This window comes from Sphingomonas sinipercae (genome assembly GCF_011302055.1).
In the GTDB taxonomy this organism is placed as follows: domain Bacteria; phylum Pseudomonadota; class Alphaproteobacteria; order Sphingomonadales; family Sphingomonadaceae; genus Sphingomicrobium; species Sphingomicrobium sinipercae.
On sequence record NZ_CP049871.1, the window covers coordinates 1,088,979 to 1,101,773 of the forward strand.

Annotated in this window: 14 protein-coding genes; 7 read left to right on the forward strand and 7 right to left on the reverse strand. The window is 65.1% G+C overall.

Features of this window, described 5'->3' with window-relative positions:
- Positions 1-38: 38 nt before the first annotated feature.
- From G7078_RS05715 to alr, 4 genes are all read left to right on the forward strand, one after another.
- Positions 39-383: a UrcA family protein gene (locus G7078_RS05715; RefSeq protein ID WP_166093900.1), complete on the forward strand. Its 345-nt coding sequence runs from the start codon at positions 39-41 to the stop codon at positions 381-383.
- A 142-nt stretch (positions 384-525) separates the two neighbouring features.
- Positions 526-2,652, forward strand: coding sequence for a M13 family metallopeptidase (locus tag G7078_RS05720; RefSeq protein WP_166093902.1), 2,127 nt, complete (start codon positions 526-528; stop codon positions 2,650-2,652).
- A gap of 7 nt (positions 2,653-2,659) precedes the next feature.
- On the forward strand, positions 2,660-3,046 hold the full coding sequence (locus G7078_RS05725; RefSeq protein WP_166093904.1) for a GFA family protein: 387 nt from the start codon (positions 2,660-2,662) through the stop codon (positions 3,044-3,046).
- 10 nt (positions 3,047-3,056) lie between these two features.
- Positions 3,057-4,088 (forward strand): alanine racemase, encoded by a 1,032-nt coding sequence (alr, locus tag G7078_RS05730; protein ID WP_166093906.1) that lies wholly within the window; start codon positions 3,057-3,059, stop codon positions 4,086-4,088.
- Here the strand turns inward: alr and nth are convergent.
- Genes nth through G7078_RS05750 form a run of 4 tightly spaced genes read right to left on the reverse strand, consistent with a single transcriptional unit; the run spans position 4,085 to position 6,723 of the window.
- Positions 4,085-4,759 carry an endonuclease III gene (gene nth, locus G7078_RS05735; RefSeq protein WP_166093907.1) on the reverse strand — a complete coding sequence of 225 codons (675 nt, stop codon included), beginning with the start codon at positions 4,757-4,759 and terminating at the stop codon, positions 4,085-4,087. The genes alr and nth overlap by 4 nt on opposite strands.
- The gene (dapB, locus tag G7078_RS05740; protein ID WP_166093910.1) at positions 4,756-5,466 is read right to left on the reverse strand and encodes a 4-hydroxy-tetrahydrodipicolinate reductase; all 711 of its coding nucleotides are present in this window, start codon (positions 5,464-5,466) and stop codon (positions 4,756-4,758) included. Before dapB ends, nth begins: the two co-directional genes overlap by 4 nt.
- 9 nt (positions 5,467-5,475) lie before the next feature.
- Positions 5,476-6,222 (reverse strand): DUF72 domain-containing protein, encoded by a 747-nt coding sequence (locus tag G7078_RS05745; protein WP_166093912.1) that lies wholly within the window; start codon positions 6,220-6,222, stop codon positions 5,476-5,478.
- A gap of 9 nt (positions 6,223-6,231) precedes the next feature.
- Positions 6,232-6,723: a YybH family protein gene (locus G7078_RS05750; protein ID WP_166093915.1), complete on the reverse strand. Its 492-nt coding sequence runs from the start codon at positions 6,721-6,723 to the stop codon at positions 6,232-6,234.
- A 51-nt stretch (positions 6,724-6,774) separates the two neighbouring features.
- Here G7078_RS05750 and G7078_RS05755 point away from each other — a divergent pair, with 51 nt between their 5' ends.
- Positions 6,775-7,476 (forward strand): NAD-dependent deacylase, encoded by a 702-nt coding sequence (locus G7078_RS05755; RefSeq protein ID WP_166093918.1) that lies wholly within the window; start codon positions 6,775-6,777, stop codon positions 7,474-7,476.
- Here G7078_RS05755 and era read toward each other — a convergent pair.
- From era to lepB, 3 genes are read right to left on the reverse strand one after another with little or no spacing between them, the layout of a single operon-like run.
- Entirely contained in the window at positions 7,473-8,375 is a 903-nt protein-coding gene (gene era, locus G7078_RS05760) for a GTPase Era (protein WP_166093920.1), read from the reverse strand. The two genes, G7078_RS05755 and era, sit on opposite strands and share 4 nt — an antisense overlap.
- Positions 8,372-9,040, reverse strand: a complete 669-nt coding sequence (rnc, locus tag G7078_RS05765; protein WP_166096182.1) for a ribonuclease III — start codon at positions 9,038-9,040, stop codon at positions 8,372-8,374. The genes era and rnc overlap by 4 nt, the downstream gene beginning before the upstream one ends.
- Position 9,041: 1 nt before the next feature.
- Positions 9,042-9,866 (reverse strand): signal peptidase I, encoded by an 825-nt coding sequence (gene lepB, locus G7078_RS05770; protein ID WP_166093923.1) that lies wholly within the window; start codon positions 9,864-9,866, stop codon positions 9,042-9,044.
- A 78-nt stretch (positions 9,867-9,944) separates the two neighbouring features.
- Between lepB and pgi the strand changes: the two genes are divergently transcribed.
- Together pgi and gorA are read left to right on the forward strand one after the other, a co-directional pair.
- Positions 9,945-11,438 carry a glucose-6-phosphate isomerase gene (gene pgi / locus G7078_RS05775; protein WP_166093926.1) on the forward strand — a complete coding sequence of 498 codons (1,494 nt, stop codon included), beginning with the start codon at positions 9,945-9,947 and terminating at the stop codon, positions 11,436-11,438.
- Positions 11,438-12,778: a glutathione-disulfide reductase gene (gorA, locus tag G7078_RS05780; protein ID WP_166093928.1), complete on the forward strand. Its 1,341-nt coding sequence runs from the start codon at positions 11,438-11,440 to the stop codon at positions 12,776-12,778. The genes pgi and gorA overlap by 1 nt, the downstream gene beginning before the upstream one ends.
- Positions 12,779-12,795 lie beyond the last annotated feature (17 nt).

Genomic DNA, 12,795 nt, shown 5'->3' on the forward strand with positions numbered 1-12,795 from the left:
GCCGCTCGATGCGGCTCCTCGTTGCAAAGGAAGCGACCATGAAACAGGCCCTGCGAATCATCCTTGCCTCCGCATTGCTGACGGCCGCCGGCACCAAGGCCGTGCCCGCCCTGGCAGAACCGCTGCGCAGCGACGTTCAGGTCAGCGTTGTCCACACCGGAGACCTCGACCTTTCGGGCAGCGATGGCCGACGTCAACTCCAGCTGCGGCTGTCGCAAGCGGCCCGCGAGGTGTGCGGTGCGGCGTCGGATTTCGACCTGGCCGGAAAGAACGACGTTCGCCGTTGCCGCGACGCGGTGCTCGCCAAGGCCCGTAGCGACAGCGACGCGCTGATCGCTGCTCGATCGACCCAGGGCTCGATTACGCTCGCCGCCATCCGATAGCGCCTTCGTATCCCCCCCCGGGGCGCCAGCGACCGCCGTTCGCCGAACCCAGCCCGCATTTCGCCTATACAGCGGTGACTGTTGGATTAGGCTCGTCAAAAGCGTTGGCTAACCGATTCCAACACCCGGGGGGGATTCACTGATGTTTGCTCGTAAGATTTTGCTCGCGACGGTCGCTTGGGGCGTCATCTCGGCGCCGGCCTTCGCGCAGTCCGCGCCTGCCGGTGCGCCGGACCTCAGCACGCCGGCACCGATGGTCTTCCCGGCCTGGGGCTTCGACATGGCGACGCTCGACCGGTCGGTCGATCCGGGCGATGACTTCGACGCCTTCGTCAACGGCAAGTGGAAAGCGGCTACCGCCATCCCGGCCAAATATCCCTATTATGGCGTCAGCCAGAACCTCTCGATCGTGTCCGACGCGGCGATGCGGGAGATCATCAAGGAAGCGATCGACGCCAAGGCTCCGCAGGGCGACATCCAGCAGAAGGTCGCGGATTTCTACCTGAGCTATCTCGACGTGCCGACGATCAACCGCCTCGGGCTGGAGCCGGCCAGGCCCTATCTCTCCCGCATCGATGCGCTCACCAGCCACGCCGACCTCGTGCGGCTGTTCGCGGACCCGGCGTTCGCATCGGCCATCGGGCCGGGCGTGACGATCGATCGCGACGACCCGAACCGCTATATCCCGACCTTCGGGATGGCCGGCTACGGCCTGCCGACGCGCGACAATTACCTGGTCGACAATCCGCGCAACGTCGAGATGCGCGGCAAATATATCGAATTCCTGGCATTCCTTCTCGAACGTAGCGGCGCCAGCGACGCCAAGGCGCGGGCCGAGCGCGTCTATGCCCTGGAAAAAGGCATTGCCCAGAACGATTGGGACCCCGCGGTCGTCCGCAATCCCGAGCTGACCAACAATTACCTGACCCGAGCCCAGCTGGAGGCGCTTGCGCCAGACCTGCCGATCGGCGAGCTGATCGACAAGGTCGGTTACACCGGCGAGCGCTTCCTGGTCACCCGCATCCGGCCGAGCGATGCGAAGCTCGACGAGCAGAAAGTCCCCGCCGAGCTTCGTTCGAAGATCGGCGACGGGATGATCGGGCAGCTGAAGCTCCTTAAGGCCACGCCAATGGATGTGTGGAAGGATTGGCTGAAGGTCCGCTTCCTAGCCGCTAACGCGCCGGTCCTGCCGAGCGACATCGACAAGGCGAACTTCGCGTTCAATTCGGCCTATCTGTACGGGGTGAAGACCGCTCCGCCGCGCCACGAGCGCGCGCTTAGCAACGTCAACTCGAACCTCGGGGAAGCAATCGGCAAGATCTACGTCGAGCGCAACTTCCCGGAAGCGAGCAAGACGGCGATGATCGAGCTGGTCGACAACCTTCGCAAAGCGATGGCGTCAAACATCTCCGAGTTGAAGTGGATGTCCCCGGCGACGCGCGAAGCCTCGCGCCAGAAGCTCGACGCGCTCAACGTAAAGATCGGCTATCCGTCGAAGTTCGAAACCTACGAAGGCTTCGAAGTCCAGCTCGGCCAGGCGCTCGAAAATCGACTCAACGCGTCTCGCTGGGGGCGCAAGGACACGCTGAAGAAGTTCGTCAAGCCGGTCGACCGCGAGCAGTGGTTCATGACGCCGCAGACGGTCAACGCTTATTACTCTTCCCAGCTGAACGAGATCGTCTTCCCGGCCGCGTACCTGCAAGCGCCGAACTTCAGCCCGACGGCGGACCCGGCGGTGAACTACGCCGCCATCGGATCGACCATCGGACACGAAATCGGTCACGGTTTTGACGATTCGGGCTCGCGATACGATGGCCAAGGTCGGCTGCGCGACTGGTGGACCCCGGATGACAAGGCGAAATTCCAGAAGCTGAGTTCGCAGCTGGCGGCCCAATATGGCAAGAATTGCCCCTTCGATGCCGGCAAGACCTGCATCAACGGATCGTTGACGCTGGGTGAGAATATCGGCGACCTTGCCGGAATCACCATCGCCTACCGCGCTTACAAATTGTCGCTCGACGGTAAGCCGGCGCCGGTGATCGACGGGCTGACCGGCGACCAGCGTTTCTTCATCGCTTACGCCCAGAAGTATCGCAACAAGTGGAGCGAACAGCTGCAGCGGGTCGTCATGGAGAGTGATCCGCACGCGCCGGACTATGCCCGAGTGAACGAAGTTCTGCGTAACTTCGACCCTTGGTATGCGGCGTTCAATGTGAAGCCGGGCGACAAGCTTTACGTCGCGCCAAAGAACCGCGTTCGCATCTGGTAGGGCGCGAGTGAGCGAGGCCACCGGCGGGTGCCATTGCGGGGCTGTGCGGTTCGCCGCGCAGCTTCCGCCGCCGCCGGTCCCCGCGCTCGACTGCAACTGCTCGGCCTGTCGCCGCACCGGGTTCCTGCACGTGATTGTGCCGCACGCGGGCTTTACGCTCCTGGGCGGAAGCGGGGCACTGAGCAGTTACCGCTTCGGGACGGGCGCCGCCGAGCATTTGTTCTGCTCAATCTGCGGAGTGAAGAGCTTCTACCAGCCGCGTTCCCATCCGGATTGCTGGAGCGTCAACGCGCGTTGCCTCGACGACGCCGTGCAACTGGCCATCGAGCAGTTCGACGGGCGCAACTGGGAGGAAGCGCTAACTCGCCTCGACGGCGGGCACAGCGGCGGCTAGTCGGCGGGCGATGCATCGCTCGCTGCGCCTTTCCGTCGAACGCCAGGCACTGATCGCGAACTGGCGCTGGTTGCAGGACCGGGCAGGGGTCCCTGCGGGCGCGGCGATCAAGGCCAATGGTTACGGGCTTGGCGCACATGAGGCGATGACGGCGCTGGCCCGGGCTGGGTGCCGGGATTTCTTCGTTTCAACCTACGCCGAGGCGGAAGAGCTTGGACCGCTGGCGGAGGGACTGTCGCTGGCGGTGCTCCACGGTCCGCAGCCGGCGGATCACGCGGTCGCTTTGGCATCGGTGGCCCGGCCGGTGCTGAACAGCGTCGAGCAGGTCGCGCGCTGGCGGGAGATCGCGCCGGGCAGGGCGTGCGACGTGATGGTCGATACGGGCATGAACCGCCTCGGCCTGCGGGTGGGCGAAACCGGGGCGCTCGCCGGCCTGACGATCGACACGCTCCACAGCCATCTCGCTTGCGCCGACGAGGATTCGCCGGTCAACTTGCGCCAGCTCGAGGCTTTTTCCGACCTTGCGACCGCAATCTCTGCCAAGCGCTATAGCCTCGCCAACTCGGCCGGCATCTGCCTTGGCCGCGACTTCAGCTTCGACCTCGTGCGGCCGGGTCTGGCCCTCTACGGCGGCATCCCGCGCAGCGAAGCCGGAGGGCAAATTGTGCAGGTGGCACGGGTCGAGGCGCAGGTGGTCCAACGCCGCACGATCCGGGCCGGGGAGAGCTGCGGCTACGGTTGCACCTTCACCGCTGAGACCGATACCCAGGCCGCGATCATCAACGTCGGCTATGCGGACGGATATTTGCGCGGCTTCTCGTCGCGCGGCGAAGCGTTAGCGGGCGAACGGAAACTGCCAGTTCTGGGCCGAGTGTCGATGGATCTGACCGCGGTCGGCTGCGATTCCGCGCCGGAGTTGAAGGAAGGCGACTGGGTCGAATTGAACTACGACCTGCTGAGCGCGGCTGCCGCCTCGGGCCTTAGCCAGTATGAGTTGCTGACGTCGCTGGGTTCCCGGTTCGAACGCCGCTGGACGAACTAAGCGGAACGTCCCCCAAGCGTGCCGGCCTTTGCTTGTGGCGTTAAAGTCTTGGGCTTGTAGCGGCACAGGTCGATCACTGGGCAGCGCCAGCATTCGGGGGTCCGCGCCTTGCACGTGTAGCGGCCGTGCAGGATCAGCCAATGGTGGGCATCGCGGCGGAAGGGCTGCGGGACGATCCGCTCAAGCTTGGCCTCGACCGCATCGACAGTCTTTCCGGGCGCCAGGCCGGTGCGGTTCGATACCCGGAAAACGTGCGTGTCGACGGCGAACGTCTCCTCGCCAAACGCCGTGTTGAGGACGACGTTCGCGGTCTTCCGCCCGACACCCGGGAGTTTTTGCAGTTCATCGCCCGTGCGCGGGACTTGTCCGGCGTGATCGCGGATCAACGCCTGCGACAGAAGGATGACATTCTTCGCCTTGGTGTTGAACAGGCCAATGGTCTTGATGGCGTCGCGCACGGCATCTTCGCCCAGGGCGACCATTTGTTCGGGCGTTTGCACCTTTGCGAACAACGGGCGCGTGGCGAGGTTGACGCTTGCGTCGGTGGCCTGCGCCGACAGCACGACGGCAACGAGCAAGGTGTAGGGATTGGTCGATTCCAGCTCGGTGGTCGGCGACGGGTTGTCCTCCGCCAGGCGGCGGAAGAATTCGAAAGCGTCAGCCTTGTTCACGCGGCCTCGATGACGTCCCGCATGGAATAAAGGCCGGCCGGCTTGCCGACCAGGAAGCGGGCTGCGGCAAGTGCGCCGCGCGCGAAGACCATCCGGTTCTCGGCGCGATGCGACAGGATCAGCCGCTCTTCCGGACCGGCGAAGATGACATCGTGATCGCCGGCGACGGACCCGCCGCGCAAGGAGGCAAAGCCGATGGCGCCTTCCTGCCGCTTCGATCCTGTCCCGTCGCGGCCGCGTTCCGACCGCAGCGGGCCGCCGCGGCCCTTCGCCGCCGCGTCGCCCAGCGTAAGCGCAGTGCCCGATGGAGCATCGGCCTTGTGACGATGGTGCATTTCCAGGATCTCTATGTCCCATTGCGGCCCGAGCACCCGCGCCGCCCGCTCGACGAGCTCTGAGAGAAGGGCGACGCCGAGGGACGTGTTGGACGCCTGCAGGACCGCAACCTGCTTCGATGCCTCCGCGATCCGCTGTTCCGCCAGGTCGTCCAGCCCGGTGGTGCCGACCAGGATCGGGACGCCAGCGGCGGTGGCGCGGTCAAGGCTTTGCTGGAGCGCGGCGGGCGCAGAAAAGTCGACAATCACATCGCCATGATTGTTGTCGACGATAAACCCGGGATCGGCCTCCACCGCCGCCGCAATGGCTTGCCCCATGCGGCCCTCGGGCGCGAACAGGGCGATGCGGATCGGCTGCTGGTCGGTGCGCATTGGCGGTGGTTAGCGGAGCCGCTCCTGCAGCGCCAGCGCGGCCGCCGGCGCGCGCTCCTTGGCGCCATTGATCATGTAGATGTAGGCGTCGCGCCCACCGTCGGCCCAGCGCCTGGCGCGCTCGGCGAAGGCGTCGAGCGAGGCCGCGTCATATCCGGTCTCAAGCTCCGAGCGCATGCGCTGCAGCCGCGCATAAGCGAAGTCGGCAGTGTCGACGTCGATGCATGGGAATTCGTCGTCATCCGCGAACGCGACGGCGATGTTGCGCGCCTTGCACAGCGCGAAAAATGCGGGATCGTCGAAGCTGTCATGGCGCGGTTCTATGACATGGCGCAGCGGCAACCCGTCCACTGCGTCCGGCAGCAAGTCGATGAAGCCCGCGATGTCGTCACGGTCGAAGTGCCGGCGCGGCGCAAACTGCCACAGGATCGGGCCAAGCTTCGGGCCGAGCGCGGACAGGCCCTGCGCGAAGAAATTGCCGAGGCCCTCGGCGCCTTCGCACAGCCTTGTCCGAGTCACGCAAAAGCGGGATCCCTTGATCGCGAACTGGAACCCGTCGGGCACCGTGCTCGCCCAATTCTCCCAGCTTTTCGGGCTTTGCCGGCCGTAGAAGGTGGCGTTGATTTCCAGCGTTCCGAAGCAGTGCGACGCATGTTCCAGCTCGCGCCGCTGCGGCAGCTTATCGGGATAGAATGTCTCACGCCACGGCGCGTAGCTCCAGCCGCCAATGCCGACCCGGACGATCCCCTTCGTCATTGCACCGGCTTAAGGGGCGACGGGCACGACCGCCGGTCCGGGCGTGACAAAGTCCTCAACCGCTTTCCATAATCCGTCCGACTGTTTCTTCCAGACGGTCAGGTAGCTGCCCTTGTCGACCCGCGGCTGGTTGCTGGCGGAGTCGGTGCTGGTCATCGTGAAGTGGCCGCGCGTGTAGGCGAGGTCGCCGGAGCTTGCGACGTCGACGCGGTCGCTGGCGAACTCCATCTTCAGATTGGGGTCTTTGGCCATGCCTTCGAGCGCGCCAGCGCGATCTGCCTCGGTGGTGGCGATTGGCGCGCCCGGGCTCGCCAGTGCGGCATCGGGGGCATAGTGGCTGCCAAGCGCTGCCGCGTCCTTCGACGCATAATCGCGCTGCCACTGATCTTCCTGCAGCTTGAGCGCGTGCTCGATGGACGCGCGGTCGTCTGCCGGAGCCTGGTTCTGGCAGCCTGAAAGGATCGCCAGGGCAACCCCGGCCAGCATCAACTTCGTGCGCATTGTATGCCCCCTGTTTATGGCGACTGCGATTGTATCACAGGCTGGGGAAGCATGGCCGAAATTCGCAACATCGTCATCCTCACTGGCGCGGGCGTGTCCGCGGAAAGCGGCGTCGCGACGTTTCGCGGCCCCGACGGGCTGTGGGAAGGGCATCGCGTCGAGGATGTCGCAACGCCGCAAGCGTTCGCCCGCGATCCGGCGCTCGTGCACGCATTTTACGATGCTCGCCGGGCGAAGCTTGCAACGGTGGAGCCGAACGCCGCGCACAAGTCGCTGGCTCGGCTCGATGCGTCATGGCCAGGCGACTTGCTGCTGGTCACCCAGAATGTCGACGACCTGCACGAACGCGCCGGATCGCAGCGGCTGCTGCACATGCACGGCGAGTTGAAGCGTGGCTGGTGCCTCGCATGCGGGCATCGCTTCGACTGGGAAGGGCCGATGGGCGAGCAGGCGGCATGCCCCTGCTGCGCGGTTGCCGGCCAGGTCCGGCCGGACATCGTCTGGTTCGGCGAAATGCCTTACGCCATGGAGCGGATCGAGGACGCGCTGCGCAAAGCCGACCTGTTCGTGTCGATCGGCACGTCCGGCGCTGTCTATCCCGCCGCCGGCTTCGTCCAGACAGCGAAATATTGCGGTGCGCGAACGCTGGAGATGAACCTGGAGCCGAGCCTTGGCAGCTATCTGTTCGACGAAAGCCGCACCGGTCCGGCCGGCGCATTGGTGCCGCAGTGGGTGGACGAATTGCTTGGCTAGCTGGTCCACTCCAGGCCGATGTCCTTGTAAAGCGCCCGATCCTCGTCCCAACGCGGGTTGACCTTGACGTGCAGGAACAGGTGCACCTTGCGGCCCAGGTGCTCGGCGATTTCCTTGCGCGCCGCCTCGCCGATCGCCTTGAGGCGCGATCCGCCCTTGCCGATCATGATCGCTTTCTGCGTGTCGCGCGCGACCAGGATCTGCTGGCGGATCGAGGTCGAACCGTCGGGGCGATCCTCCCAGGTCTCCGTCTCGATCGCCGTCGCATAAGGCAATTCTTGATAGAGCTGCTGATAGATTTGTTCGCGGGTCAGTTCCGCCGCGACCATGCGGTCGGTGGCGTCGGTCAGCTGGTCTTCGGGGAAATGCCATGGGCCTTGGGGCATCGCCTTGGCGAGCGCGGCCTTCAGGTCCGGTACGCCATCGCCCTCGCTGGCGCTGATCATGAAGATTTCGTCGGGCTTCAAGCGTCCCGCAAGTTCCGATGACAAGTGCAGCAGCTTGCCCTTGTCGATCAGGTCGACCTTGTTGAACGCTACGATCCGCGGATGCTGCCGGTCGGCCAGCCCCTCGATGATCCGCTCGACTTCAGGGCGGATCCCGGCGTCGGCATCGATCACAAGCAGGGTGAGGTCGGCATCGGAGGCACCGCTCCAGGCGGCCGCGACCATTGCCCGGTCGAGGCGGCGCTTGGGCGCGAAGATGCCGGGCGTGTCGACCAGCAGGATTTGCGACCCGTCGGCGATTGCGATGCCCATCAACCGGGCGCGCGTGGTCTGCGCCTTGGCGCTGACGATCGCGACCTTCTGGCCGACCAGCGCATTCACCAGCGTCGATTTGCCGGCGTTGGGCGCACCGATGACGGCGACGAAGCCGCAGCGGGTTTCAGGTTCGGTCATTGCAATTTTTCCAATAAGGCTTCGGCGGCCGCGGTTTCGGCTTCCTGCTTGCTCGACCCTTCGCCTTCTGCTTCGCCGAGCGTTGCAATCGTCACCTTGACCGTAAACCGGGGCTGATGCTGGGCACCGCTTCGGCGCACCAGTTCATAGTTGGGGTTCTTGAGCGCCTTGGCGGCCGCAAGCTCCTGAAGCGCCGACTTCGGATGTTTCGGTGCCTTGCGCTGTTCGTCGACCAACGGCTGCCACAATCGTCGTACCAGCGCTTCCGCCCTGTCCAGCCCGGCATCGACGAACAAAGCGCCGATCAGCGCCTCGACAACGTCGCCGACGACATTGTCGCTCCAGTTGGCGCCGTCGTCCCGGGCTTGCTTGCCCAGCCGGATGACCGCGGGCAGGCCGAGTTCGCGGCCGATTTCGCCGCAGGTTTCGCGCGCGACAAGCTGGTTGAAGCGATGCGACAGCTGGCCCTCGGCCTCGTTGGGGTAGCGTTCGTAGAGCAGGCGGGCGATGCAGACGCCGAGCACCCGGTCGCCGAGGAATTCGAGCCGCTCATAGCTGCTGCCGGTCGCGCTGGAATGCGTGAACGCTGCCTCGAACAGGCGCGGATCGGCCGGCGTGTGGCCGATTTCGCTAGCAATGAAGGCCTTAAGCTCTGCGTTCACGATGTCATCCGAACGTCTTGCCCAGTCGGTTTGTGCGGAGCGCGGAGAACCATGTCCACGGTTTGACGTAGCTTGACGACCCGTCGGTCGACCAGAAGGTGATCGTCGCCCTGCCGACGATGCGTTCAAGCGGGACGAAGCCCATCCCGCCTTCGATCGGGTCGAAGCGGCTGTCGAGGCTGTCGTCGCGATTGTCGCCCATCAGAAACACGTGCCCGGCCGGCACGGTCACGGTCGGGAAATTGTCCCCTGGGCCGGCGGCGACCTGATCGAGGACGGTATAGCTGCGACCGCCGGGCAACGTTTCGCGGAAAGCCTGGTAGGCGCATCGGTTCTGGCCGGCAGTTCCCATCAAGACACCCATGTCGGTGACCTGGCGGCACGGGGTGTTGGCGGAAACGGTCGCGACAAAGGGGCGTGTCGCGGTGCGCCCGACCGCCTTGCCGTTGAGCACGAGCTTGCCGCTGTCGACGGCGATGGTGTCGCCGGGAAGCCCGATGACGCGCTTGATCACGTCCTCTTCCTCATCGCCCGGCGCGCGGAAGACGACGATGTCGCCGCGGTCGGGGACGCCGGATGGCACCCGCCCGCTGAACGAGGGAATCCCCCACGGGAAGCTGTAGCGCGAGTAGCCGTAGGGCCATTTTGCAACGAGCAGATAGTCGCCAATGAACAAGGTCGGCAGCATCGAGCCGGAAGGAATGCTGAACGGCGCGAACACCAGGCTTCGGAACAGCCAGCCGACAACGGCGACCGTCAGCAGCAACCGGACGAGTTCATTGGCGCTCGACCGCTTCGTTTCTTCCCTCGGCTTGGCTCGTCGGCGCATCGCGCGCTTGTTTCGACCCGTCCACGCGCCGTCAAGCGGGGATGGCATTTGGCCGCCCGCCGACTATGTGCCTGATCGATGACCACAAGCGCCTGGACCGACCTTTCAAACCGTGGCTTGACCCCGCTGTCGACGCTGTTCGAGCAGGAGCCGGACCGGCTGTCTCGGCTCACCGGCGAAGTGGCGGGCATCTATTTCGACCTGTCTAAGACCCACATCGATGCGAAGTTGGTCGAAACCCTGCCGGGCCTTGCCGAGGAACGCGGCTTGTCTGCCGCCAGGGACGCACTGTTCGCCGGCGGCATCGTCAACCCGACGGAGGGGCGGCCAGCCGACCATCTCGCCGAGCGCGGGCAGGGCGCGGCCGGGGCGGTCGATTCGGCCGCGGCACGGCGCGAGCGGATGCGGGCGCTGGTCGACGCCATCGAGGCGGGCGCGTTCGGCGATATCACCGGAGTCCTGCATATCGGCATTGGCGGATCGGTGCTCGGACCGGCGCTGCTGGTCGACGCCCTGTCGGGCACCGCGCCGCGGATAGATGTCAGCTTCCTTTCGAACATCGACGGGCAGGCGTTCGATCGCGCGGTCGAGGTGCTCGACCCGGCAACCACCCTGGTCATTGCCGCGTCAAAGACGTTCACTACCGCCGAAACCCTGTCCAATCTCCAGGCGGCGATGGACTGGCTGCGCGGCGCGGGAATCGCCGATCCGCAAGGGCGGGTGATTGCCGTCACTGCCGCGCCGGAAGCGGCGCTGGAAGCGGGCATCGACGATACCCGAATCCTTCAATTCTCCGAGGGCGTCGGCGGCCGTTACTCGCTGTGGAGCGCGGTCTCGGTCACCGCCGCGCTGGCCTTGGGGTGGACGGCGTTCGAAGAACTCCTGGAGGGCGCCGCCGAAATGGACCGGCACTTCCGGTACAGCGAGCCAGGCAAGAACCTGGCGCTGCTCGCGGCCCTGGCCGACCAATTGTACGTGCAGAATGCCGGCGCGCAGAGCCGCGCGGTGTTCGCTTATGACGAGCGTTTGGAACTGCTGCCTTCCTACCTTCAACAGCTGGAGATGGAGTCGAACGGCAAATCGGTGTCGGTCACCGGCGAAGCCGTCGAACGAAGCGCGCCCGTCACCTGGGGCGGCGTTGGGACCGATGCCCAGCATGCGGTATTCCAGCTGCTCCATCAGGGGACCGCGTTGATCCCCGTCGAATTTGTCGCGGTTGCCGAGGACGAGAGCAGCTTGCCGGACCACCATCGCCTCTTGCTGCTCAACGCCTTCGCGCAGGGGGCGGCGCTGATGCGCGGGAAGCCGTCCGACGACCCGCACCGTAACTATGCCGGCAACCGGCCGAGCATCACGATCCTGCTCGACCGGCTCGATCCGCGAACGCTTGGTGCGCTGATTGCCTTTTACGAGCATCGCACCTTCGCCAACGCCGTATTGATGGGCATCAACCCCTTCGATCAGTTCGGGGTAGAGCTTGGGAAGGAAATTGCCCGGAAGCTGGGCGAGGGGGCGGAAGCGGCCGATCTCGACCCGTCGACCCGCGCCTTGATGGAAAGGGCCGCCATCTAATGGCCGATTACGACCTGTTCGTCATTGGCGCCGGTTCTGGCGGTGTGCGTGGGGCGCGGGTTTCAGCGGCTCATGGCGCCCGGGTCGCGGTTGCCGAAGAATATCGGGTGGGCGGCACCTGCGTGATCCGCGGCTGCGTCCCCAAGAAGCTGCTCGTCTACGGCGCGCACTTTGCCGAGGATCTGGAAGATGCCGCGATGTTCGGCTGGGACGTGCCGACCAAGCGCTTCGACTGGGCCGTCCTGCGCGACAACGTGCTGTCGGAAGTCGACCGGCTGGAAGGCGCTTACGGCGAGACATTGGGCACGCATGGGGTCGAGATTATCCGCGAGCGCGCGGTGCTAACCGGCCCCAATTCGGTTCGCCTTGCCTCCGGCCGAGAAGCGACCGCCGACAAGATATTGATCGCCACCGGCGCCCGCCCGCAACTGCCCAGGATCGAGAGCATCGAGCATGCGATCACGTCGAACGAAGTGTTTCATCTCGACAAGATTCCGCAGCGCATCGTTATCGTCGGCGGCGGGTACATCGCCAATGAATTCGCGGGCATCTTCCACGAGTTCGGGAGCCAGGTGACGCTGGTCAACCGCACCGACGTTCTGCTTCGCCATTACGACCAGCAGATCGTCGACCGCCTGCTGCAAATTTCTGTTCGCAAAGGCATCGACTTCAAATTCAACTCGAAGATCGAGCGGATCGAAAAGCTGGAAAGCGGCCGAATCCACATGACCATGACCGGTTGCGACGATTTCGAAGCGGACCAATTGCTGTTCGCGACTGGGCGGGTGCCGAACCTGGAGGGGCTAGGCTGCGAGGCTGCAGGCGTCGAAGTCACCGATCAAGGCGCGATCAAGGTCGACGACGACAATCGCACCTCGGCCCCGTCGATCTACGCCGTTGGCGATGTGACGAACCGGGTGCAGCTTACGCCCGTCGCAATCCGCGAGGCGCAGGCGTTCGCCGACACCGTCTTCGGAAACAAGCCGACCCGCGTCGATTATGGCTGCATCCCCTCGGCGGTATTCAGCCACCCGCCGCTGGCCGCTGTCGGCATGACCGAAGGCGAAGCGCGCAATCGCCTGGGCAGCGTCAAAGTCTACACGTCGGACTTCCGCCCGATGAAGAACGTGCTTGCCGGCCGCAACGAGCGTTCCTTGTACAAGCTAATCGTCGACGGCACGACCGACCGGATCGTCGGGCTGCACATGATCGGGCCGGATGCACCCGAAATCCTGCAGGCCGCCGCGATCGCGGTGCGCGCGCAACTGAAGAAGAGCGATTTCGACGCGACGGTAGCACTTCACCCGACGATGGCCGAAGAACTGGTGCTGATGCGCTAAACGCCGGGCGGGGGACG

Bases quoted from the DNA above. Each gene is read 5' to 3' on its own strand.
- G7078_RS05715 (WP_166093900.1), top strand. From the start codon at position 39: ATGAAACAGGCCCTGCGAATCATCCTTGCCTCCGCATTGCTGACGGCC.
- G7078_RS05720 (WP_166093902.1), top strand. From the start codon at position 526: ATGTTTGCTCGTAAGATTTTGCTCGCGACGGTCGCTTGGGGCGTCATC.
- alr (WP_166093906.1), top strand. From the start codon at position 3,057: ATGCATCGCTCGCTGCGCCTTTCCGTCGAACGCCAGGCACTGATCGCG.
- dapB (WP_166093910.1), bottom strand. From the start codon at position 5,466: ATGCGCACCGACCAGCAGCCGATCCGCATCGCCCTGTTCGCGCCCGAG.
- G7078_RS05745 (WP_166093912.1), bottom strand. From the start codon at position 6,222: ATGACGAAGGGGATCGTCCGGGTCGGCATTGGCGGCTGGAGCTACGCG.
- G7078_RS05750 (WP_166093915.1), bottom strand. From the start codon at position 6,723: ATGCGCACGAAGTTGATGCTGGCCGGGGTTGCCCTGGCGATCCTTTCA.
- G7078_RS05755 (WP_166093918.1), top strand. From the start codon at position 6,775: ATGGCCGAAATTCGCAACATCGTCATCCTCACTGGCGCGGGCGTGTCC.
- era (WP_166093920.1), bottom strand. From the start codon at position 8,375: ATGACCGAACCTGAAACCCGCTGCGGCTTCGTCGCCGTCATCGGTGCG.
- lepB (WP_166093923.1), bottom strand. From the start codon at position 9,866: ATGCGCCGACGAGCCAAGCCGAGGGAAGAAACGAAGCGGTCGAGCGCC.
- pgi (WP_166093926.1), top strand. From the start codon at position 9,945: ATGACCACAAGCGCCTGGACCGACCTTTCAAACCGTGGCTTGACCCCG.
- gorA (WP_166093928.1), top strand. From the start codon at position 11,438: ATGGCCGATTACGACCTGTTCGTCATTGGCGCCGGTTCTGGCGGTGTG.